The 20,153-nt window shown below is 63.4% G+C and carries 21 protein-coding genes; 7 read left to right on the forward strand and 14 right to left on the reverse strand.

Annotated elements, in window-relative coordinates:
- Positions 1 to 5: 5 nt before the first annotated feature.
- From GN234_RS05260 to gspG, 9 genes are all read right to left on the reverse strand, one after another.
- Complete coding sequence (locus GN234_RS05260) at positions 6 to 1,175, reverse strand: substrate-binding domain-containing protein (RefSeq protein WP_176688017.1); 1,170 nt, start codon at positions 1,173 to 1,175, stop codon at positions 6 to 8.
- A 155-nt stretch (positions 1,176 to 1,330) separates the two neighbouring features.
- Positions 1,331 to 2,512: a substrate-binding domain-containing protein gene (locus GN234_RS05265; protein ID WP_109756206.1), complete on the reverse strand. Its 1,182-nt coding sequence runs from the start codon at positions 2,510 to 2,512 to the stop codon at positions 1,331 to 1,333.
- A 509-nt stretch (positions 2,513 to 3,021) separates the two neighbouring features.
- A complete protein-coding gene (gspF, locus tag GN234_RS05270; protein ID WP_109756207.1) occupies positions 3,022 to 4,233 on the reverse strand; it encodes a type II secretion system inner membrane protein GspF in 1,212 nt (403 codons plus the stop codon).
- Positions 4,233 to 5,612, reverse strand: a complete 1,380-nt coding sequence (gene gspE / locus GN234_RS05275) for a type II secretion system ATPase GspE (RefSeq protein WP_176689556.1) — start codon at positions 5,610 to 5,612, stop codon at positions 4,233 to 4,235. The genes gspF and gspE overlap by 1 nt, the downstream gene beginning before the upstream one ends.
- Positions 5,613 to 5,648: 36 nt before the next feature.
- A complete protein-coding gene (gspD, locus tag GN234_RS05280; RefSeq protein ID WP_411828782.1) occupies positions 5,649 to 8,189 on the reverse strand; it encodes a type II secretion system secretin GspD in 2,541 nt (846 codons plus the stop codon).
- Positions 8,186 to 8,758, reverse strand: a complete 573-nt coding sequence (gene gspM, locus GN234_RS05285) for a type II secretion system protein GspM (RefSeq protein ID WP_163853953.1) — start codon at positions 8,756 to 8,758, stop codon at positions 8,186 to 8,188. The genes gspD and gspM overlap by 4 nt, the downstream gene beginning before the upstream one ends.
- Positions 8,751 to 9,932 (reverse strand): type II secretion system protein GspL, encoded by a 1,182-nt coding sequence (gspL, locus tag GN234_RS05290; RefSeq protein WP_176688018.1) that lies wholly within the window; start codon positions 9,930 to 9,932, stop codon positions 8,751 to 8,753. The genes gspM and gspL overlap by 8 nt, the downstream gene beginning before the upstream one ends.
- Complete coding sequence (gspK, locus tag GN234_RS05295; RefSeq protein WP_176688019.1) at positions 9,929 to 10,915, reverse strand: type II secretion system minor pseudopilin GspK; 987 nt, start codon at positions 10,913 to 10,915, stop codon at positions 9,929 to 9,931. Before gspK ends, gspL begins: the two co-directional genes overlap by 4 nt.
- 8 nt (positions 10,916 to 10,923) lie before the next feature.
- Positions 10,924 to 11,373, reverse strand: a complete 450-nt coding sequence (gene gspG, locus GN234_RS05300) for a type II secretion system major pseudopilin GspG (RefSeq protein WP_116832211.1) — start codon at positions 11,371 to 11,373, stop codon at positions 10,924 to 10,926.
- 149 nt (positions 11,374 to 11,522) lie between these two features.
- On the opposite strand from gspG, the gene gspI reads away from it, so the two are divergent.
- Entirely contained in the window at positions 11,523 to 11,900 is a 378-nt protein-coding gene (gene gspI, locus GN234_RS05305) for a type II secretion system minor pseudopilin GspI (RefSeq protein ID WP_116832210.1), read from the forward strand.
- Positions 11,901 to 11,992: 92 nt separating this feature from the next.
- Here gspI and GN234_RS05310 read toward each other — a convergent pair whose 3' ends face one another.
- A complete protein-coding gene (locus GN234_RS05310; protein WP_176688020.1) occupies positions 11,993 to 12,463 on the reverse strand; it encodes a type II secretion system protein N in 471 nt (156 codons plus the stop codon).
- 115 nt (positions 12,464 to 12,578) lie between these two features.
- On the opposite strand from GN234_RS05310, the gene gspH reads away from it, so the two are divergent.
- Positions 12,579 to 13,031: a type II secretion system minor pseudopilin GspH gene (gspH, locus tag GN234_RS05315; protein ID WP_109756216.1), complete on the forward strand. Its 453-nt coding sequence runs from the start codon at positions 12,579 to 12,581 to the stop codon at positions 13,029 to 13,031.
- On the forward strand, positions 13,028 to 13,639 hold the full coding sequence (locus GN234_RS05320; protein ID WP_109756217.1) for a type II secretion system protein GspJ: 612 nt from the start codon (positions 13,028 to 13,030) through the stop codon (positions 13,637 to 13,639). The genes gspH and GN234_RS05320 overlap by 4 nt, the downstream gene beginning before the upstream one ends.
- A 470-nt stretch (positions 13,640 to 14,109) precedes the next feature.
- Here the strand turns inward: GN234_RS05320 and GN234_RS05325 are convergent, their stop codons facing one another.
- Genes GN234_RS05325 through GN234_RS05335 form a run of 3 tightly spaced genes read right to left on the reverse strand, consistent with a single transcriptional unit; the run spans position 14,110 to position 16,263 of the window.
- Positions 14,110 to 15,051 carry a FecR family protein gene (locus GN234_RS05325; RefSeq protein WP_134926618.1) on the reverse strand — a complete coding sequence of 314 codons (942 nt, stop codon included), beginning with the start codon at positions 15,049 to 15,051 and terminating at the stop codon, positions 14,110 to 14,112.
- A 37-nt stretch (positions 15,052 to 15,088) separates the two neighbouring features.
- Complete coding sequence (locus GN234_RS05330) at positions 15,089 to 15,634, reverse strand: sigma-70 family RNA polymerase sigma factor (RefSeq protein WP_134924030.1); 546 nt, start codon at positions 15,632 to 15,634, stop codon at positions 15,089 to 15,091.
- On the reverse strand, positions 15,631 to 16,263 hold the full coding sequence (locus GN234_RS05335) for a secretin and TonB N-terminal domain-containing protein (protein WP_176689557.1): 633 nt from the start codon (positions 16,261 to 16,263) through the stop codon (positions 15,631 to 15,633). The genes GN234_RS05330 and GN234_RS05335 overlap by 4 nt, the downstream gene beginning before the upstream one ends.
- Before the next feature lie 201 nt (positions 16,264 to 16,464).
- Between GN234_RS05335 and GN234_RS05340 the strand changes: the two genes are divergently transcribed.
- A complete protein-coding gene (locus GN234_RS05340) occupies positions 16,465 to 16,818 on the forward strand; it encodes a hypothetical protein (protein WP_176688021.1) in 354 nt (117 codons plus the stop codon).
- 126 nt (positions 16,819 to 16,944) lie between these two features.
- On the opposite strand, the gene GN234_RS05345 is transcribed toward GN234_RS05340, so the two are convergent.
- Positions 16,945 to 17,385, reverse strand: coding sequence for a carboxymuconolactone decarboxylase family protein (locus GN234_RS05345; RefSeq protein ID WP_176688022.1), 441 nt, complete (start codon positions 17,383 to 17,385; stop codon positions 16,945 to 16,947).
- A gap of 194 nt (positions 17,386 to 17,579) precedes the next feature.
- Here GN234_RS05345 and pdxR point away from each other — a divergent pair, with 194 nt between their 5' ends.
- From pdxR to GN234_RS05360, 3 genes are all read left to right on the forward strand, one after another.
- Positions 17,580 to 19,013, forward strand: a complete 1,434-nt coding sequence (gene pdxR, locus GN234_RS05350) for a MocR-like pyridoxine biosynthesis transcription factor PdxR (protein WP_109756083.1) — start codon at positions 17,580 to 17,582, stop codon at positions 19,011 to 19,013.
- Positions 19,014 to 19,133: 120 nt separating this feature from the next.
- Entirely contained in the window at positions 19,134 to 19,427 is a 294-nt protein-coding gene (locus GN234_RS05355) for a putative quinol monooxygenase (RefSeq protein ID WP_092198295.1), read from the forward strand.
- A gap of 301 nt (positions 19,428 to 19,728) precedes the next feature.
- Complete coding sequence (locus tag GN234_RS05360; RefSeq protein ID WP_163853965.1) at positions 19,729 to 20,133, forward strand: cupin domain-containing protein; 405 nt, start codon at positions 19,729 to 19,731, stop codon at positions 20,131 to 20,133.
- Positions 20,134 to 20,153 lie beyond the last annotated feature (20 nt).

Raw genomic sequence — 20,153 nt, forward strand, 5'->3', positions numbered from 1 at the left:
TGGTTTTACAGCGGACGACCTATGCCATTGCATACGTTAGGGTTACCGATGCTTAAGGGGTTGGCAGCCGTCAGGAAAGTGGTGCGGATTGCGGTTTTCCAGGCGGCTGGTAACGGCACCAGACGGTTGGCGGTGATAGCCGCGTCGTTATTGATGGTAAGGAAAGCGTTGTAGTGACGGGTAAAGAAGTTACGCACCTGTGTGCTCTGGGCGACGTCGGCATAGCACTGGCTAAAGATCACGTTGGTGAAGCCAAGAATGGGGTAGCCGGTGATTGGGAAAGGCACCACGCTTGGGTCATTTGGGCTGGTAGTCGCGGAGAATACCGGCACCCAGGCGTTTGGATTCGAGCGATTAGCGGTGGCAGGAACAGCGATTGCGGCTATAGCTGCCGAAATATTCGCTGGCGCAGGAGAAACACCGGCAACCCGGGCCACTTTTGTGGCGTCATCCAGGCCAGCCAAGGTCGATGCCGCATACGCCGGGCTCATGTAAGTGATAGCACCTTGAGTCGCGCTCACTGCATACATGGCTCCTTCACTATGAACGGCCGATAGAGCACCGGCCGGCGGCCCACCGCTGTAACTGGAGGCAAAGTTGGTGGTGACGGAGAAGGTGCCTGTTTCCGCGCACTTGGCGTTCAGGAAGCGGGTGAATAGCTCCGTGGTTCCGCTGCTCTCGGCACGGTAAACCACAGTGATTGGACCTTTACGGCCAGAGCCGGTGATCTGGCTCCAATCGATCAGACGACCGGAGAATACACCGCACAACTGGTTGACACTCAAGTCGATGCCTGCCGCGCCGGCCTTGTTGAACGGAATGGCGATTGAAGTGGCAGCCGAAGGCACCTGGATCAATGGACCCCAGGCCGCGCCATGAGCGAAGGCATAAGTGTCCAACTCGACGGGTCTGAGCTTTGAGTCACTGGCGACCCAATGCACGTTCTTGGTGGTAATCCCACCCACGAACTTGCTGTAATCGTTATTCAGAAAAGCGATCTTGCCCGCACCGCTGCCCACACCGATGTAGGGAGCGAAACCAGCGGTCAACACTCCGGCTGTCTGGTAAAGCGGCTGAGGCAAGGTCGTTCCACCGCCATTGATATCCGCCATTGCCAACGGCGCGCATAGGCCGCTGCACAACACTGCAACCGTTCGGAAAAAATGCTTGGGCATGACAAGACTCCTGTCTTGAAATGCTGCGCCCTATCCGAGTCGTTCGGGCTGTAGCGCAGCTGAAAGGGGCGAAACGAGCACCATTAACTACGAGGAAATCAGCAACGGCTTGCGCCGTTGCTGATTGGTATTGCGTGTCGCTCAGGCGTGGTGTGTTACAGCGGACGACCGATACCGTTGCAGACGTTTGTGTTACCGATGCTTTGCGCGCTGGAAGTGGTCAGGAAGCTGCCACGGATGGCGGATTTCCAAGCACCTGGCAGTGGTACAAAGCGGTTAGCGGTGATAGCCGCATCGTTGCTGCTGGCCGCAGTGGCGTTGTAGTGACGGGTGAAGAAGTCACGCACCTGCGTGGATTGGGCAGCGTTGGCATAGCACTGGCTGAAGATCACGTTGGTGAAGCCCAGGATCGGATAGCCGGTGGTTGGGTAAGCCACGACGCTCGGATCGTTAGGGTTGGTGGTTGCAGCGAACACCGGCACCCAGGCGTTCGGGTTGGCGCGGTTGGCGGCGGCTGGTACTGGAACAGCAGCGATGGCAGTCGAAACGTTAGCTGGGGCTGGGGAAACACCGGCAACACGGGCGACCTTAGTGGCGTCGTCCAAGCCGGCCAAGGTGGTGGCGGCGTAGTCCGGGCTCATGTAGGTGATACGACCCTGAGCAGCGTTCACAGCAGTCATCACAGCCTGGCTGCCAGTGGCGGAAACGGCACCGGAGGGCAGCCCGCCGCTGAAACTGGACGCGAAGTTGGTGGTGATTGCGAACTTAGCGTTGTTAGGTTCAGCGCACTTGGCGTTCAGGAAACGAGTGAACAGCTCAGTGGTACCGCTGCTCTCAGCACGATAAACCACGGTAATTGCGCCAGTACGGCCCGAACCGGTGATCTGGCTCCAGTCGTTCAGACGGCCGGAGAACACGCCACACAACTGATCAACGCTCAAGTTGACGTTAGCAGTGCCGGTCTTGTTGAAAGGAACGGCAACCGAAGTGGCGACCGAAGGCACCTGGATCAACGGACCCCAGGCAGTACCATGATTGGCAACGTAGCCATCCAATTCAGCCTGGCTGAGCTTCGAATCGCTGCCTGCCCAGTGCACTTTCTTGCCGCTGGTGTCGCCAGGCACCAACTTGGTGTAGTCGTTGTTCAGGAAAGCCAGTTTGCCGTTACCGCTGCCCACACCGATGTAAGGGGCAAAACCGGTGGTGAGTACACCAGCAGTCTGGTACAGCGGCTGAGGCAAGGTAGCACCACCGCCATTGACATCAGCCATGGCGGCCTGAGCGGCGCAGAGGCCGGCGAGGGTCAGGGATACCGCGAGAACGTTGCGCTTAAACATGAAGAATCTCCTTTCATCGTGTTCGTACGTAGGTTGGGTGACGCGTGCTTGCCGTCATGGCGCTCGGTCCTGTGCCGATGGCGATGGGGTGAGGCCATGGGTTAGAAATTCGCAGTTTCCGGTGACAGATAAAGGAAAAAACCTCGGGAGCTGAGGGCTGTTTTTCGGGTTTTTTCCTCGGGTGTTCGAGGGCTCTGGACCGTGGGTTCAGGCGGATTTTTCGAGGGGATGGCAAGGGCTGGTCGTGGAGGTGGCGGCGGACGGTTGGCGGGCGGCGGAAGATGACAGAACGAGGAACCCGAGTTTGGCAACGGGAAGGCTCGGGAGGTGTTGCATCCCTGCAAAATAACTGGCTGCTTTTTGTGGCGAGGGAGCTTGCTCCCGCTGGGTTGCGAAGCGACCCCAAACAGGTCGAACGCGCTTCGCCTGATGTACCGAGGTGTCAGGTTTTGGGGCTGCTGCGCAGCCCAGCGGGAGCAAGCTCCCTCGCCACGGTTTTTGCGCGGCGGCTATTGCACCAACTGGTTGATCTCGATAATCGGCAACAACACCGCCATGACGATCACCAGCACCACGCCGCCCATGACCACAATCATCAACGGCTCCAGCAGCGCGGTCATGCCCATGGCCCGGCGTTCGATGTCTCGGGACAGGGTTTGCGCGGCGCGTTCGAGCATCGGTGGCAGGCAGCCGGTTTTCTCGCCACTGGCGATCAGGTGGATCAGCACCGGCGGGAAGACTTTTTCCACCCGCAACGCTGCGGCCAGGTTGACCCCTTCGCGGACCTTGGCCGTGGCATCGCTGACACTCAGGCTCAGGCGGTCGTTGGACAGCGTCTGGCGCGCCGCCTCCAGGGCCCGCAGCAACGGCACCCCGGCGCCGCCAAGAATCGCCAGGGTCGAGGCAAAGCGCGCGGTGTTGAGGCCCAGCACGAAACGCCCGATCAGCGGCAGGCGCAACACCCTTGCGTGCCAGCTCAAGCGTGCCTGCGGGTTGCGCAAATACATCCGCCAACCCCAGAACCCACCGGCCAAAATGCCGAAACACAGCCAGCCCCAGGCACGGATGAAGTCACTGGCGGTCAGCATCGCCACGGTCAATCCGGGCAGGTCCTGCCGAGCCTGGGAAAACGCGCTGACCACCTGCGGCACGACGTAGCTGAGGAGGAAAATCACAATGGCGATCGACACCAACCCCACTACACCCGGATAGATGAACGCCGTGAGGATCTTGCCCCGCAGGTTGTTGCGCTCCTCGATGTAATCCGCCAATCGCTCCATGACCTGGGCCAGGTCGCCGGACTCCTCTCCGGCGGCAATCAACGCCCGGTAGATTTCCGGAAAATCCCGTGGCCGCGCAGCCAAGGCTTCGGCCAGACGCATGCCGCTGCGCACATCGGCGCGCACTGCGCTGAGGGTCTGGGCGATGTGCTTGCGCTCGGCCTGCTCCACCGTGGCGCTCAACGCCGCCTCCAACGGCAGGCTCGCCCCCAGCAGGCTCGCCAGTTGCCGGGTGGCCCAGGCCAGGTCGTTGTCCGATAGCTTGGCGCTGAATAGTCCACCGCCATTGGCCTGCGTCGTGTTGCGCTCCAACTGCACCTGCAACGCGGTCAATCCGCGACTGCGTAACAGGTTGAAAGCGGCTCCCTGGCTGTCGGCTTCCAAGTGTCCGGATTCGATCTTGCCCTGGGCGTCGGCGGCCTCGAAACGGTAGCGATTCATCAGGCGTCCCGTGTCACGCGCAGGATTTCTTCAGGGGCGGTGGCGCCGCTGCGCACCCAGCGCTCACCGTCCTCGCGCATGCTGAACATGCCGGCCTGGCGAGCGGCGGCGCGCAGGGCCTGCTCCCCTGCCCCCTGGTGGATCAGCGTGCGGATGTCGTCGTCGATGCAGAACAGTTCGTGGATGCCGGTGCGCCCGCTGTAGCCGGTCTGGTTGCAGCTCGGGCAGCCCACCGGACGCCACGTGCCAGGCGTGGCCGGATCGGGCTGTTTGCACTGCGGGCAGAGCCTGCGGACCAGGCGCTGGGCCAGTACGCCGAGCATCGACGAGGCCAGCAGGAACGGCTCGACGCCCATGTCGATCAGGCGGTTGATGGCCGACACCGCATCGTTAGTGTGCAGCGTGGCCAGCACCAAGTGACCGGTGAGGGACGCCTGCACGGCGATTTGCGCGGTCTCCAGGTCGCGGATTTCACCGATCATGATGATGTCCGGGTCCTGGCGCAGGATCGCGCGCAGGGCCAGGGCGAAAGTCATGTCGATCTTGGCGTTGACCTGGATCTGGCTGATACCCGGCAGGTCGTACTCCACCGGGTCTTCCACGGTGAGGATGTTGTGCACGCTGGCGTCCAGCCGGGCCAGGGCGGCGTAGAGGCTGGTGGTCTTGCCACTGCCGGTGGGGCCGGTGACCAGCACGATGCCGTGGGGCTGGCGGATCAGGTGGTCGAGCTTGCCCAGCACGTCCGGGTCCATGCCCAGGGTTTCCAGTTGCAGGCGCCCGGCCTGCTTGTCCAGCAGGCGCATCACCACCCGTTCGCCATGGCCGGTGGGCACCGTCGAAACCCGGATGTCGATCGGACGTCCGGCCACGCGCAAGGCAATGCGGCCGTCCTGGGGCAGGCGTTTTTCGGCGATGTCGAGCTGGGCCATGATCTTGATCCGCGACACCAGCGCGCCGTGCAGGGCCTTGCGTGGCGAAACCACGTCGCGCAGGGTGCCGTCGACCCGATAGCGCACCACCGAATGGCTTTCGTAGGGTTCGATGTGAATGTCGCTGGCCTCGTCCCGTGCGGCCTGGGTCAGCAAGGCGTTGATCATGCGGATCACTGGCGCGCCGTCCTGGGTGTCCAGCAGGTCGGTGATTTCCGGGATGTCCTGCATCAGCCGGTCGAGATCGACTTCGTTTTCCGCCGCGCCCACCACGGCGGCGGCACTGCCGGTGTCGGCGTAGGCGCTGTTGAGCAGTCCGTCGAGCTCCTCGTCGCGCACCCGCTCCAGCCGCACCTCGCCAAACTGGCGACGCACTTCACTGATGGACCAGCCCGGAGTGGAGGGACATACCATTAGCACCGCGCCTTCGGCGGACTGACGCAGCACCAGGCGCTGGGCCTTGGCCCAGGCGTATGGGAGGGGTGTTCATGCCGACGCCTCCTCTATGACTGACATGCACCCCGTGGCGAGGGAGCTTGCTCCCGCTGGGTTGCGCAGCGACCCCAAACAGGTTGAATACGATCTGCCTGACGCACCGAGGCGCCAGGTTTCGGGTCTGCTGCGCAGCCCAGCGGGAGCAAGCTCCCTCGCCACGGTACTCATTGTCCAACCGGCTCCGTTGCCGGCACCGCCTTGATCACCGACCTGGGCGCTTGCAGACTCACGGGCGCCGCCCCCCGGGATCGCCCGGGCCGAGGCTGGCAGTTGCGGCGCCTGCATGTCCGGCAACGCCCAGCTGCGATCCGGTTGCAGCAGGCCCTGGGCGCGGCGCATGAAGTCGTAGCGGTTGAGGGTGATGCCACGGCCCGCCGCCGTGTCGCGGATGATGTAAGGCCGCAGGAACACCATCAGGTTGGTCTTGGTGATCTGTCGCCGCTCATTGCGAAACAGCGCACCGATACCGGGGATGGTCGACAGCCACGGCACCGCGTCGTTGCTCTGGCTGTAGCCATCCTGCAGCAACCCGCCAAGGACCATGATCTGCCCGTCGTCCAACAGGATGCTGGTGTCGATGGCACGCTTGTTGGTGACAATCCCCGTGGTGCTCGAGGCGCGGTTGTCGACGCTACTGACTTCCTGATAGATATCGAGCTTGACCGTACCGCCCTCGGAAATCTGCGGCCGGACATTGAGCTTCAAGCCCACCTCCTCGCGGGTCACGGTCTGGAACGGGTTGTTGCTGGTACCACCGCCACCGGTGACGTAGCTGCCGCTGACGAAGGGAATGGTCTGGCCGACAAAAATGCTCGCCGCTTCGTTGTCCAGGGTCAGCAGGTTTGGCGTCGACAGCACGTTGGTGCCGCCCTTGCTCTTCAGCGCCCGGGCCAGGACCTTGAGGTCGAGGATCTTGCCGATGCCGGGAATGTCCACCGTGCCATTCACCACACCAAGGTTCAGGCCCTGGGGCAACACGTCGATGCTGGTCTTGCCGTTGAGGTTGAGCCCGGTACCACCAAGGTTGACCCCGCCGATCACCCCGCTGCCACCGAGGTTGCCGGTCTGCCATTGCACGCCGAATTCGCTGGCGTCGTCCTCGCCAACCTCGACGATCAGGCTCTCGATCACCACCTGGGCGCGGCGCTGGTCCAGCAGGTCGATGACTTCCCGCAGGTTGCGGTACAGCGGGTCCGGCGCCGAGATCAGCAAGGTGTTGGTGGTGGCATCGGCCTGAATGGTCACGCCGCCAGCGCTGAAGGCGGTGCCCTGTTCGTTATTCGTCGAAGTGGTGGTGGAACCGTTGCTGCCCTGGGTGTAACCGTTGCCGCTGGATGATGCACTGCCGCTGGTGGTGGTGCTACTGGTGCCATCGCCACTGCTGCCCTGCCCGCTCTGGCCATTGGTGTTGCCACCCATGCCACTGAGCACCGAGCGCGAGTTGTCGTTGCCCTCGCCTTCGCTTTCCCCGGTGAGCAAGCCGCGCAGGGCCTGGGCCAGTTTGCCGGCCTGGGCGTTGCGCAGGTACACCACATGCAGGTTGCTCGGGTTGTTCTGGGCGTTATCGAGCTTGTAGATCAGGTTGCGCGCCAGTTCCGTACGCTCGGGGCTCCCCGCGCGAATGATGATGGAATTGGAGCGCGGGTCGCCGATCACGTTGATCTTCTGGGTCTGGTCACCGCCTTGGGTCTCCAGCAGGTCAGAGACCATTTGCGCGATGTCGACGGCGATGCCGTTGTGGACCGGTACCACGTCGGTGTCGATGGCACTCGGGGTGTCGATGCCTTCGATGAGCTGCGCCACCCGTGACAGGTTCTCGGCGTAGTCGGTGACGACAATGGTGTTGTTGCCCGGGTAGGCATTGATCGGGTTGTTCGGCGACACGATCGGGCGCAGCACCGGGATCAGGTTCACCGCGTTTTCGTATTGCAGGCGGAAGGTGCGGGTCAGCATGCCGTTGCCGGCCGGTTTGTCGGCGCTGTAGATCGGCCCGCCCAGCAGCTTGGCGTCGGCCTCTGGCACCACTTGGGCGACGCCGCCGACATCCACCACGCTGAAGCCTTGCATGCGCAACGCCGCCAACAGCATGTCGTAGGCCTGGTGAGCCGGGACCTGGCCTTCGGAAACCAGCGTCAGGTTGCCCTTGACCCGCGGGTCCACCAGGAACTGCTGGCCGGTGGAGCGGGACAAGGCCCGCACCACTGCCTGGATATCCGCCTCGACGAAATTCAGCGTCACCGGTTGGTCACCCAGGGGCGTGCGTACCGGCGCACTGCTGCGTGGCTCTCGGGCACGGGCGGTGAGATCGACCTGATGCCGCACCGCTGGCTTGCGTTCACGCAGGTCCTGGGCCCGCTGGCGATCCAGCAGTGCATCGCCACTGCGTTGGGTACTGCCCAGCGGAATGCCCAGTTCGCTGTCCACCAGCAACGATGGCTGCGACGCGGGCGGCGCGCTGTTGCACGCACCCAACGCCAGCAACAACAACGGTGCAGCCTTGCGCCAATGACGTGGGTATCTGGCCCCTTTCATGAAGCTTCCTTAGCGCCTTGCGCCTGATCCATGCGAACGGTTCCGGACAGTGTGCCGGCGGTGTTGTCGGGGTTAGCGAGGTGGTCGGAATCGGTCGGGGTACGCTGCAAGCGGGCCTCGATCACTTCCAGGGAGAATTGCCGCGGGTTGCCCAACAGCCAGCTGATCACAGCCTCGGCGGGGGCCTTGTCGAACGTGAGCTGCCAGGCATTGGGGAGCTCGGTGCCGAGCGTTTGCAGTTGGTAGTGCTGGCTCAAGCCACTGGCGTCCAGGCTCTGGCGCAAGGCGGCTTCGAGGGGCTGGCCTGGTGCAGGCCCAGCGACGTCACGCAACAGCACTTCGAGGGCTTCGGCCTGTGAACGCAGCTTCGGGGTTTCGGCTTGCCAATAGGCGATGGTCTTGAGCGGCGGCTGGATCAGGGCGAGCCAGACCAGGCAACCGCCCAACACCAACGCAGCCAGGGCCACGGCGGCTTGTTCGCGCACGGCAAGTCCCTGCCAGAACGTGCGCAATCGCGTGCGAACGGTTTGCCAGCGCCCCCACGCCAGCGCCAGGGAGTGCTTATTCATCATCGGCGTCCGGATTCTCGTCGGGGGCGTCCTGACTGTCCTGGCCGACCGTTGCCGCTCGCAGGGTCCAGCCCTGGTCGATGGCAACGACGTCGATGCCAGCCTGGGCCAGGGGAATTTTCCAATCCTCTTCGGCGGTGGTTTTCTGCGCCTCGGCCACGACATTCAGGCGCAATTCACCGTTCTCGAACACCAGTGCCTGGACATTGCCGCTCATGAAAGGCATGGCGCTGCCCGCCTGTTGCACCAGGCTGGAGAAGCGTTGGGCCGGGTCGCTCGCCGCACCGCTCTGGCGCGCAGCGATTTGCTGGCGCGCCTGTTGCAACGGGTTGAGGATCACCGGCAGCTCGGGAAACGCCTGCTTCACCCGTTGGCTCATCTGCACCTTGAGCCGTTGGCCCTGGGCCGCTTCGCGGGCGGCGTAGAGGTTCAGCCCGACCACCCAGACCGCCAGCGCTGTCGCGCAGATTGCCGCCGCCCGGCCCCAACCGCCGCGCTCGACTGCATTGCGTGAAAGACCGGCATGCAAGCCCCAGCCCGGCGCCGGACCAGTCCAGCGCTGGGTGTCGGCCAAGGTACTGATCGACGGTTGCGGCGGCGCCTCTGCGACCCAATGCAACCCGGCCCCAATTTCCAGCAGCCATTCATCCAGCGCCTCTTCCTGCAACGGTTGCACCACAGCGTACTGAAGATCATGGCGCACCAGCAGGTGGCCGTCCTCGATACAGGCCACCGGCCCCGACAGCACCGGCAAGGCGTAGGCCGCCGGATAGAGGCCGCGCAGCTTCATGCCGGCCTGGTGCGCAAGCCGGCCCAGGTGGGCGAGCGACTCACGGTCCAGCCAGGCGATTTGTACCTGCCCGTCGGTCCCACGCGGACTATGCGCCACTTGCATCTGCTCGCTGGCACCGAGCATCAGGGCCTGGGCCGCGCACGTCACCGCTGCGGTGATCCTGGCCGCTGGCAACAGTGGCAACTCCAGGCGGGTCAGCAAACTGTCGCGGGGATGAAGGAAGCATTCCACCGAAATATTCTTGGCGCCTTGGCCCAATGCTCGCAGGCTGCCGCGGCCCTGTTCGCGGACCTGGCCCTGACGATCCAGCCAGGCGAAGGCCATCTCGCTGTCGAGATCCAGGCTGCCCAGCGGTGCCAGGGCGATGCGCAAGCGCGTCATACGCCCACCCTTGACCAAATTACCTGGGGCAAGCGGTCCTCGGTACGTTGCAGCAAAGCTTCCAGTTCAACCCGCCGCTGACCGCTGCGCGCCTGGCCGCGCAGGCGGAACCAGTCGCTGGTGATGCCGACCTTGACGCTGGCAGTGTCCAGTTCCGGCATGCGCAGGCGATTGACGAAATCGCCGCGATTGATAAACCAGTGACCGCCGTCGCGCTCCCGGACCAGCGCCTCGGCCCGTTGCAGCGACAACCCCGGCACGTAGGCGGCCAGCACCGGAGCACTGGCGGTGTTGCCATTGAGCCAAGTGTTGGTCGGCAGGATCGTCACGTAAGGCGCCAGTGTTTCCAGCAACCGCGCCGTGACGCCCTTGACGCTGCGCAGGTCTTGCAAGGTGCGCAGCATCGGGCGCGTCGGCGCCAGCGCCCTGTTGGCGGCCTGGGGCGAGGTGTCCCGGCCGCTGTCGAAGGTATTGCCCTTTGGCGCTTGTTCCACCCGCTGCGGATTCAACAGGCGCGGATAAGCCTCGACGACCCTTTCGACGATGCGCCTGCGGACCGTCGCAGCAACCCCAAGCTGCTCGCACAAGCGTTCGAAGGCGCGCACTTGTTCCTCATCCACCTGTTCATTGGCGACGAGGTTGCGCAGGTTGAACTTGCCTTGCTCATCTTCCAGCTGGCCTTCGAACGGCGTGTCGATCTGGCCTGATTCCGGCATCACGATAGGTTTCGCCCAGGGTTGGCCGAAGCGCGTCAGTGGATCGCGCTGACGGGCGTCCCAGAGCAACTGGCGACTCAGTTGCAGGCCGCCCTGCAACCGCGCTGTACCCTGGACGCGCAACTGCTCGGCCTCCAGGCTGCGGGTGAACAGGGTCTGGCGGGTCAGCATGCCGCCAGCGATGACCGCTACCACAGCGGCAATCAGCAAGGCACTGATGACCGCCATGCCGCGCTGCTTCGCCGCGAGGGGCGAATCCGTTCGCATCACGGCCCTTACAACTGCCAGGAGCCAATGTCGGCATTCACGCCGTCGCCGTCAGGCTGGCCGTCGGCCCCCAGGGAAAAGATGTCGACTTCGCCGTTGGCGCCGGGGTTGAGGTAGTTATAAGGACGGCCCCATGGGTCGTTGGGCAAGCGCTCCAGATAAGAGCGCCAGGTGCTGTTTTTCGCATCGGCCGGCTTTTCCACCAGCACCTTGAGGCCCTGGTTCATGCTCGGGTAACTGCCGTGGTCCAGGCGATACAGCTTCAAGGCTTGCATCAGGCCGCCAATGTCCTGTTTCGCCGCCGTTGCCCGGGCCTGGTCGGGACGATCGAGGACCTTGGGCACCACCATCGCCGCCAGAATGCCGAGAATCACCACCACGACCATGATTTCGATCAGGGTGAACCCCAGTTGCCCGCGAGGGCCTTGGGAACGGGCGTTGTAACGGGCGATCTGCATCTCGACGGTCCTTCGCTGGATTCGATTCGAGGCGCAGTGTTGCAAGAAAATATGTCAGTGATATTGAAATTGCTCAGGAGCTTGCGTCGTCAATCGGTCATGAACGTGGACTAGCCTTGAGGGCTGCCTTCGCCCATCGAGCCCGCGCCATGCCACGCCCTGCGCTACAAGCCGGCTTCACCCTGATCGAAGTGCTGGTGGCCCTGGCGATCATCGCCGTGGCCATGTCGGCCGCTGTGCGCGTGGCCGCAGTGATGACCCAGAGCAACGGCCTGCTGCGCGACAAATCCATCGCCTTGTTGGCCGCCCGCAGCCAACTGGCACAGTTGCGCTTGGAAGGACGGTTTGCCCAGGGTTCGAAAGTGTTCGAGTGTGACCAGGGGCGACTGTTGCTGCGTTGCGAACAGAACCTGCGCCCGGCGGAAAATGGTCGGATGTTGCGGGTTGAGCTGACCGTGTCGGACCGCAGTCGCGAAGCACCACCGTTGGCGCGATTGGAGACGTTGGTCAGCCGAGAGAAACCTTGAGCGGTGTGGGCTAACACATCCTCTGTGGCGAGAGGTTTATCTGTGGGAGCAAGGCTTGTGTGGGAGCAAGGCTTGCCCGCGATACAGGCGCCTCATTTCTTCGGAGACTGCGTCGTCTTCATCGCGGGCAAACCTTGCTCCCACAGGGAAGGCAAACTCACTGAGTCCGGCAACCGGGCGAGGACCAGCCGGGTCTGCTCGTTACCCCGCTCGATCACCACCGCCTGTGCCTCGATCGCCACCAACCGTACCCCTTGGGCCACGCGTTCACCGACCAGGAAACTGCGCGGCGGTCCGTCGTTGAGGCTGAGGATCGCCACGGGTGCGCGAGTGCCGGCCATCACGCCGCTGACCTTGATGTCCACCGGTGCCGGCTGGTTGGAGAACCATTGCAGCGCCGGGTTATCGGAACGCTCGGCCAGGCGTTGCGGGGCGACATCCGGCGTGCGCGACTCGGCCGATGTCAGCAGCAGCGAAGACCAGGTCGCCACCCCGGCCAACGCCGCCAACAGGCCCACCGCCTGAACGATTTGCGCCGGGGACACACGCTCGATGAACGCCATGGCCTGAATCTCCTTTTTGATTCCAGCCTGCAGCGTACGCGCCAATTCTCTCCGTTTTATTTCACATCCCTATCATCTTCACCGTGCAGGATGACTCTCACGCAAAGGAGCGCCCATGAACCTCGGCAAGCAACGCGGTTTCACCCTGATCGAACTGATGGTGGTGCTGGTGATCATCGGCATCGCCAGCGCCGCTGTGAGCCTGAGTATCAAGCCGGATCCGTTGAAGTTGCTGCGTCAGGATGGCGAACGGCTGGTGCAGCTGTTGCAACTGGCCCAGACCGAAGCGCGCACCGACGGGCGGCCGATTACCTGGCGCTGGGACGCCAAGGGCTTTGGCTTCAGTCGCCGCTCCGATCAAGGCGCCGGGTTGGATCGCTTCAAGGACGACCCGCAACTGCATCCACGGCGCTGGCAGAGCCCATCGATGGAGGTTCGCGTGGAGCCCAGGCAACGGGTGGTGTTGAATGCCGAATGGATCGGCGAACCCTTGCAGATCCGTCTGTCGGACGGCCAGAACAGTCTCACTGTGCAACGCAGTGCCGCCGGGCGGGTGCAACTCCAATGAGCACGCGGCAGACGGGTTTCACCTTGCTGGAAGTGATGGTGGCGATCCTGCTGATGGCGGTGGTCAGCCTGATCGCCTGGCGCGGGCTGGACAGCGTGACCCGTGCCGACAGCCACTTGCAGGCCAGTACCGAACAGACTGAAGCCTTACTGCGGGTGTTGAACCAACTGGAACGCGACGTCGCCTTGCGCGCCAGCATCGAACTGAGTGAACCGGTAAAACCCGACGTCGACGACCAGCCCTCGACCGCCCCGCCCGCCCTCACCGTGCGCAGCACTGAAGGCCGGGGGTTTCGCCTGGATGTGATCCGCGTGGCGGCGGCCCGGGAAGGCGAGTTGCAGCGAGTGCGCTGGTGGCTCAAAGGCGACACGCTTTACCGCGCCCAGGGCCAGGCTCGCGATCGCTACCCATTGCCAGCACCCGGCCCGGGCGTGGCCGTGCTCAGTGACGTCAGCGACGCCGGGCTACGGTTCTGGGACACGGAAAAAGGTTGGCGCAAGCTCAGCGGCAACCGTCAGGAAAACCCGATGGGCATCGAGGTCAGCCTGACCCGCCAGACACCTCAAGGCGTCGAGGAATATCGGCAAGTACTAGGGCCACTGGAATAAGCCAAACAACACAGTCCCTTGTGGGAGCGAGCTTGCTCGGGATAGCGGTGGGTCTGTTAGAGGTGATCTCGGATGTGCCGGCCCCATCGCGAGCAGGCTCGCTCCCACAGGGTTATTGGATGACCTCAATATTTCGGCACAACACAGGCCCTCTGTGGGAGCGAGCCTGCTCGCGATAGCGGTGGGTCTGCTGGAGGTGATGTCGAATGTGCCGGCCCCATCGCGAGCAGGCTCGCTCCCACAGGGTTATTGGATGACCTCAATATTTCGGCACAACACAGGCCCTCTGTGGGAGCGAGCTTGCTCGGGATAGCGGTGGGTCTGTTAGAGGTGATCTCGGATGTGCCGGCCCCATCGCGAGCAGGCTCGCTCCCACAGGGTTATTGGATGACCTCAATATTTCGGCACAACACAGGCCCTCTGTGGGAGCGAGCCTGCTCGCGATGAGGCCCGCCCAGGCGCCGCCGGCCTCAGCTCAGCACCACCACCCCACCTGGCAATTCCGTGCATTTGGCGCCGTAGGCATCGCGGATCAACAGCGCCACGCCCGCCAGCTGGTCGAGGCGAAACCGCGCCTGGACCTTGCGCTGGCCCAGTTCGCGATTGAGCAGCAACAACATACCGGGCCGATAGCGATTGATTTCATCGATGACGCTGGCCAGGGTCGCGTCGTTGAACACCAGCACCTGTTCGCGCCAGGCGACGGCCGCCGACACATCGGCACGCTTGGGAGCGCCCACCCGGCCAGGGTCGTAAGTCAGTTGCATGCCCGGCTCCAGGCGAAACCGCTGGCCTTGCACTTCAACCTGCACCACGCCCTCCAGGCAGGTGGCGCAAACACTCTGGTCGGTGTAGCGAATGTTGAAGCGTGCCCGGGCGGCGCTGATCCAACCGGTGCCGGCCTGGACGCTGACCACCTGCGCACTGCGTCCCTGCACTTCAATCTCACCACTGAACAATTGCAACCCTTGTCCGCCATCGGCCAGCGGGCGACGGCTGAGGCGGGTCTGGGTGTTGAGTTCCAGGCTGACGCCCTCGGCCAACTCTACCCGGCGCTGCTCACCCACCTCAGTGATGTAATCGGCCCCCAGCCCGGAAACACCGCCGGGCACCGTGGCGCGGATCAACAGGAAACCGGCCGACGCCGCGATTGCGCCGCCCAGCAACGCCCGCCGCCCGAAATGCCGGGGTGCCTGCAATGCCGCTGCGGCGGGTTGCAGCCCATGCCACAGCGCCTTGGCCTGTTCGAAAGCCTGCGCGTGTTCGGGACTTTGCCCGCACCACAGGCGCAAGGCCCGGGCATCGGCCACTGTGGCGCGTCCCGAGGTCAGCAGGATCAGCCAGTCTCGGGCCTCGCTGGCCAATCGGGCCTGGGGCGTGGCGTCAGGGGAAGCGATGCTGAAGATGTTCAAGCGCACACACACTCACGAAAGGGTCGGGTCTCTACTCTCAAGACGGTTTTCCCGCGCCGGGACCGAACCGCTGAATGACTTTTCTTTCCAGGCGCAGGGCGCAGTGCCCCAGCGCAGCCTTGATTTCTTTCTCCACCATGCGGGTGGAGATACCAAAGCGCTGGGAGATTTCCAGGTGCGGCGCCTCTTCCAGGCGGGCGGCGATAAAGATCCTGCGACGGCGCGCCGGCAGTTCGTACAAGGCCTTGAGCAGGATCTGCAACTCCTTCTGCCCACCCACCACCCGGGCCGGGTCCAGCGCTTCATCAGAGACCTGCAGCAGCTCCTCGATTTCATCGCCCGTGAGCAGGCGCGCGTCGGCCTGTCGACGGTCGGCGGCGATGTTCAGGGCCATGCGATACAAATAGGCGTTGGGCTGGGCGATCTCCTGCGTATCGACCATGCGATCGACCCGCAGATAGGTTTCATGCAACACATCGTTGGCCAGCTCTTCGGAGCCCAGACGCCTGCGCAGGCGCACCTTGAAATCCTCATAAGAGGTGAGAAACAACTTCACCAACGGGCTGCGACCGGAGTCTTTCATCGCCCGGACACCCCTTCCCCTGCTGTGCATTCCATGCTTCTTCCTGATGAGTCGGGTAACAAAAGCAGGGTCACCGGCTGGCGCAACGAACTGGGCGCCGGGCGGTCGATCCTGAGGTTTTGCAAACTGTTGACCAAGGCCTTGTCCCGCATCAGATCGCCCGTGGAACTGACCAGGCGGCTGTGCTGGACCACACCGTCCCGGCCGATCCACACTTGCAGCACCGCCCGAAAACTGCCCGGGCGGGTCAACGGTGAACGACACAAGTTGCGCTGGATGACCGCCTGGATGGCTGCCGCGTAGTTGCTGTCACTCAAGCCCGGAGTAACACCGGGAGGCAGCGGCACCTCACGGACCCGCACCGGCTGCAACGTGAACGCATCCGCCCGGGCATAGTGCGCCGCCAGCCCAGTGCCGCTGAGCAACACCCGCAACCCTTCCGAGGGTGTGAACTGCCCCTGGACGCCCAGCGTATGACGCTGGCTCGACAACTGGTGGTCCACCAGCACCGCCATGCCCGTCGCACGGCTGAACTGCTCCAGCGCCGTGGTCAGTTCCTGGGGCGCGATGTCCAGGTCCACCAGGCCGACCGCCTGGATCGGCGCGGCCAACAGACACAACAACACCATCAGCCAGCGCAAGGGCGCCCTGGTCAATCCACGCCCGCGTCCGCCCCCGGCTCTGCCCTGCTGCACGACTGACGTATCCGTTGAAAACCGTCATCCTGAGGGGTGTTTATGAATGTCGTATGACAACTGATACAAATCCTCAAGGCCGCACTAGACTGATGCCCAGACAACGAACCGTCCGCTGCGGCGGCCAGGAGGTCGATGATGAAACAGTGGATGACGATGACGGCAGGCCTCGGCCTGCTCATGGCCCTGCCCTGGGCCCAGGGTGAAGAGGCCCCGGCGTGTATCGAGGTGACTGTCGGTGGCTACAAGACCCCCGACTACAACTGCCTGAGCCGACAGATGGGCAACGACCCCCAGGCCGCGAAGGCGGCGCAACAGGCCCAGGAGGCCATGAACGTGCCGGTCAATGAACGCGCGCCGAACAGCATCGGCCTGGCCACCCCGGCGGCCACGGGGGTGCGCATGGGCAATACCTTTGGTACCTCGGTCAAACCCCAGCGGCCGCCGGTTCCGGCTAACAACTCGCCGTTGCCCAATGGAAATAAATAGAGGCAAACGACAGACCTGCTCTGTGGGAGCAAAGCTTGCTCGCGATCCAGGCGAAACGGTCCGCCAGACTCACCTCATCATCGTTCATCGCGGGCAAGCCTTGCTCCCACAGTTGGCTCTCGCGGATCAACCACCCGGACTCTGGCGAAAACTCACCGCCAGTCGATTCCAGCTGTTGATGGTGCTGATCGCCAGGGTTAGGTCCACCAGTTCCTCCTCGCTGAAACAGGCCCGGGCCTGGGCATAGACGTCATCGGGCACCTGGCTTTCAGCCAACAGCGTCACCGCCTCGGTCCAGGCCAGGGCAGCGCGTTCGCGGGCCGTGAAAAAGCCACTGTCACGCCATACCGCCACCGCGTAGAGCCGCCGCTCGGTCTCGCCCTGGCGGCGCGCCTCCACCGAGTGCATGTCGGTGCAGAAGGCGCAGCCATTGAGTTGCGAAGCGCGGATCTTGATCAGGTGCAACAGCCCCGGTTCGATAGTCAGGCGACTGGTCAGGGCTTCCAGGCCGATCATGGCTCTCATCGCCCCAGGGGACGCAGTGTAGTAATCCAGACGCGGGCTCATGGCGGGCTCCGTGGCATTCGAGACCTTCACGGTAGGCCCCGGGACCGATCAATGACAGGTCCAATTCGCCGAAAAAACCGGGGACAAGTCCAATGGGCGGGATTTTCCCCACGCAACTTCTACGCAGTCGCACAATGCGGGTAACCTTGCGCCTTTGACGCTGGCCGCCAACAATCGCCCAGGAGCTCGCGGGTATGGAACTTCATGTTGTCATCAACGGCCGCAAGGACCTCTCGGGCCAGTTGTATCAACAATTGCGCAGCGCCATCGAGAGCGGTCGCCTGGCGGCCGGCACACAACTGCCACCCAGCCGCTTGCTCGCCGAGCAACTGGGTGTCTCGCGCAAGACCGTCTCCGACACCTACGCCCAACTGACCTACGAAAACTTCCTCACCGGCATCATCGGCAAAGGCACTTACGTCAATGCGCGACCGGCCAGGATCGTGCGCAAACAGAGCCACCGCGAGCTGGCCGGTGCCGACGTTGTCGAAGCCTGGCGCACCATGCCGGACCTGATGCGCCATCCCACCCTCGAAGGTGCATTGCGCTACGATTTCATCGGTGGCGCCACCGGCAAGGGTCAGTTTCCGCTGGACGACTGGCGGCGCTGCACCGCCCACGCGCTGCGCCAGATTGCCAGTGCCAAAGGCTTCTATAGCCAGCCCGAAGGCCTGCCGTCGCTGCGCAATGCCATTGCCCGGCACATCGCATTTTCTCGCGGGGTCAATTGCCAGGACGACGACGTGGTGGTGTGCAACGGCGCGCAACAGGCCCTGGACCTGATCTCGCGGGTGTTGACCCGTCCCGGCAGCCTGGTAGCCATGGAAGATCCGGGCTATCCGCCGGCACGGTTGCTGTTCGGCTCCCAGGGCGCCACGGTGGTCGGGGTGCCGGTGGACGAGCAAGGCCTGCGCGTGGACCTGATCCCCGATGGCACGCGGCTGATTTATGTAACACCCTCGCACCAGTTTCCCTTGGGCATGCCCATGAGCCAGGCCCGCCGCGAGGCTTTGCTGGCGCGGGCCTATGAGCTGGGGGCGATCATCATCGAAGACGACTACGACAGCGAGTTTCGCTACGAAGGCCGACCCGCCGATTCGTTGCAGAGCATGGATGAACGCGGGATCGTCGCGTACGTCGGCACTTTCTCCAAGACCTTGTTGCCGGAACTGCGGCTCGGCTATGCGATCCTGCCGCCAGCGATCCTTGAAGCGGTGATCCTGGCCAAGCGCCTCACCGACCAGCACACCTCCACCCTGCCCCAGTGGGCACTGGCGAAGTTCATCGCCGAGGGGTGCCTGCTCAAGCACATTCGCCGCTGCCACACCCTGTACGCTGGCCGCCGCGAGCGAATCCTGGCACGCATGGCCGGGGACTTGTCGCCCTGGTTCGACGCCGTGCCCACCACAGCGGGCTTTCACATGGCGGTGTTGTGCAAGGTCCCGGTGGACCTGGCGCTGGTGATCGAGCTGGCGAAAAAAGCCGAAGTCGGGCTCTACAGCCTCGCTGGTTTTTTCAATGAAGCGCCCGTGCGACCGGGCCTGTTCTTCGGCTTCGGCGCTATCGAAACCCTGGACATCGACATCGCCCTGGACCGCTTGCGCGACATTCTGCAGCAGGTGGCCTGAGGATTGGACTGGGCATTTATCCGCCCATTGGCTGTTTGAGCCGTGCGCCACCGGGCCTATCCTGCACGGGTGTGATTGATGTTGAGCAAACCCCTCCGACTTGATTCAGGAGCCTGAACAATGTCTCGCCAAGTGATCAATACCGTACAGGTGCAAGCCGCCGCCGGTCGCTCGGAAGAACTGGGCCGGCAGTTGCAGCAAATCGTCGAAACCCTGCGTGCACAGCCGGGGTGCGATGCGTACATGGTCGACCGTTGCCCGGACGATGGCGACCGCTGGAACGTCAGCGCCCGCTGGCAATCGGAAGCGGCCATGCAGGCCCATTTCAACTGCCCGGAAGTGCAAGGCTTCATCAGCCTGATCGACAATCGCCTGGCCCGAAGCGTGGATTTCAATAGTTTTCCGGTTGTCTGAGACTCACAACTTCATTCCTGCCTAGCCAAGTTGTGGCGAGGGGGATTTATCCCCGCTGGGCTGCGCAGCAGCCCCAAAATCTTCCTATCGGCGACGGATCTGGCGAGTGCTGCGCACTCGAACGGGGATAAATCCCCCCTCGCCACAAAAAGCTCGCCTGCTCACATCCATTTGTAGCCCAGCCAATTGGTCTACCCACCTTCCGAAAGATTGGACGTTTGCTCGCCCCACCTCTGGGCTTAGGGTGAATCCATCGCCGCGACAGCGCGAAATCACTCGAAACCACACAGGTCGTACCTTCATGAAAACACTTTGTCTGATCGCCATCCTCAGCCTGCTGCCCATTACCCAGACCTACGCCCACGAAGCGGCGCCTTCGGAGAAGGTCCAGGTGTTGCAGGAGCAGATGCTGAAAAACGTTCCCGGTAAAAAAGCCATGATGCTGACCGTCAACTATGCCCCCGGCCAGGCGTCCATCGCCCACAAACATGAAGGCACGGCCATGGCCTATGTGCTCGAAGGCGCTATCACCTCCCAGGTCAAGGGCGAGTCGGCGACGACCTACAAGGCCGGGGAGTTCTGGTACGAAGCGGCGGGGTCCGAGCACCTGGTTTCGAAGAATGCCAGCGCGAGCCAACCGGCGAAGCTGCTGGTGTTCATGGTGATGGGTGAGGATGAAGCGGTGTTGATTCCGCTGAAAAACTAACCAGCCACACCGCTGCGCCT

The sequence above is a fragment of the Pseudomonas bijieensis genome (assembly GCF_013347965.1).
GTDB lineage: Bacteria > Pseudomonadota > Gammaproteobacteria > Pseudomonadales > Pseudomonadaceae > Aquipseudomonas > Aquipseudomonas bijieensis.

Excerpts from the sequence above, each read along its gene's own strand:
- GN234_RS05260 (WP_176688017.1), bottom strand. The coding sequence starts at position 1,175 with ATGCCCAAGCATTTTTTCCGAACGGTTGCAGTGTTGTGCAGCGGCCTA.
- GN234_RS05265 (WP_109756206.1), bottom strand. The coding sequence starts at position 2,512 with ATGTTTAAGCGCAACGTTCTCGCGGTATCCCTGACCCTCGCCGGCCTC.
- gspF (WP_109756207.1), bottom strand. The coding sequence starts at position 4,233 with ATGAATCGCTACCGTTTCGAGGCCGCCGACGCCCAGGGCAAGATCGAA.
- gspD (WP_411828782.1), bottom strand. The coding sequence starts at position 8,189 with ATGAAAGGGGCCAGATACCCACGTCATTGGCGCAAGGCTGCACCGTTG.
- gspM (WP_163853953.1), bottom strand. The coding sequence starts at position 8,758 with ATGAATAAGCACTCCCTGGCGCTGGCGTGGGGGCGCTGGCAAACCGTT.
- gspL (WP_176688018.1), bottom strand. The coding sequence starts at position 9,932 with ATGACGCGCTTGCGCATCGCCCTGGCACCGCTGGGCAGCCTGGATCTC.
- gspK (WP_176688019.1), bottom strand. The coding sequence starts at position 10,915 with ATGCGAACGGATTCGCCCCTCGCGGCGAAGCAGCGCGGCATGGCGGTC.
- gspG (WP_116832211.1), bottom strand. The coding sequence starts at position 11,373 with ATGCAGATCGCCCGTTACAACGCCCGTTCCCAAGGCCCTCGCGGGCAA.
- gspI (WP_116832210.1), top strand. The coding sequence starts at position 11,523 with ATGCCACGCCCTGCGCTACAAGCCGGCTTCACCCTGATCGAAGTGCTG.
- GN234_RS05310 (WP_176688020.1), bottom strand. The coding sequence starts at position 12,463 with ATGGCGTTCATCGAGCGTGTGTCCCCGGCGCAAATCGTTCAGGCGGTG.
- gspH (WP_109756216.1), top strand. The coding sequence starts at position 12,579 with ATGAACCTCGGCAAGCAACGCGGTTTCACCCTGATCGAACTGATGGTG.
- GN234_RS05320 (WP_109756217.1), top strand. The coding sequence starts at position 13,028 with ATGAGCACGCGGCAGACGGGTTTCACCTTGCTGGAAGTGATGGTGGCG.
- GN234_RS05330 (WP_134924030.1), bottom strand. The coding sequence starts at position 15,634 with ATGAAAGACTCCGGTCGCAGCCCGTTGGTGAAGTTGTTTCTCACCTCT.
- GN234_RS05335 (WP_176689557.1), bottom strand. The coding sequence starts at position 16,263 with ATGGTGTTGTTGTGTCTGTTGGCCGCGCCGATCCAGGCGGTCGGCCTG.
- GN234_RS05340 (WP_176688021.1), top strand. The coding sequence starts at position 16,465 with ATGATGAAACAGTGGATGACGATGACGGCAGGCCTCGGCCTGCTCATG.
- GN234_RS05345 (WP_176688022.1), bottom strand. The coding sequence starts at position 17,385 with ATGAGCCCGCGTCTGGATTACTACACTGCGTCCCCTGGGGCGATGAGA.
- pdxR (WP_109756083.1), top strand. The coding sequence starts at position 17,580 with ATGGAACTTCATGTTGTCATCAACGGCCGCAAGGACCTCTCGGGCCAG.
- GN234_RS05355 (WP_092198295.1), top strand. The coding sequence starts at position 19,134 with ATGTCTCGCCAAGTGATCAATACCGTACAGGTGCAAGCCGCCGCCGGT.
- GN234_RS05360 (WP_163853965.1), top strand. The coding sequence starts at position 19,729 with ATGAAAACACTTTGTCTGATCGCCATCCTCAGCCTGCTGCCCATTACC.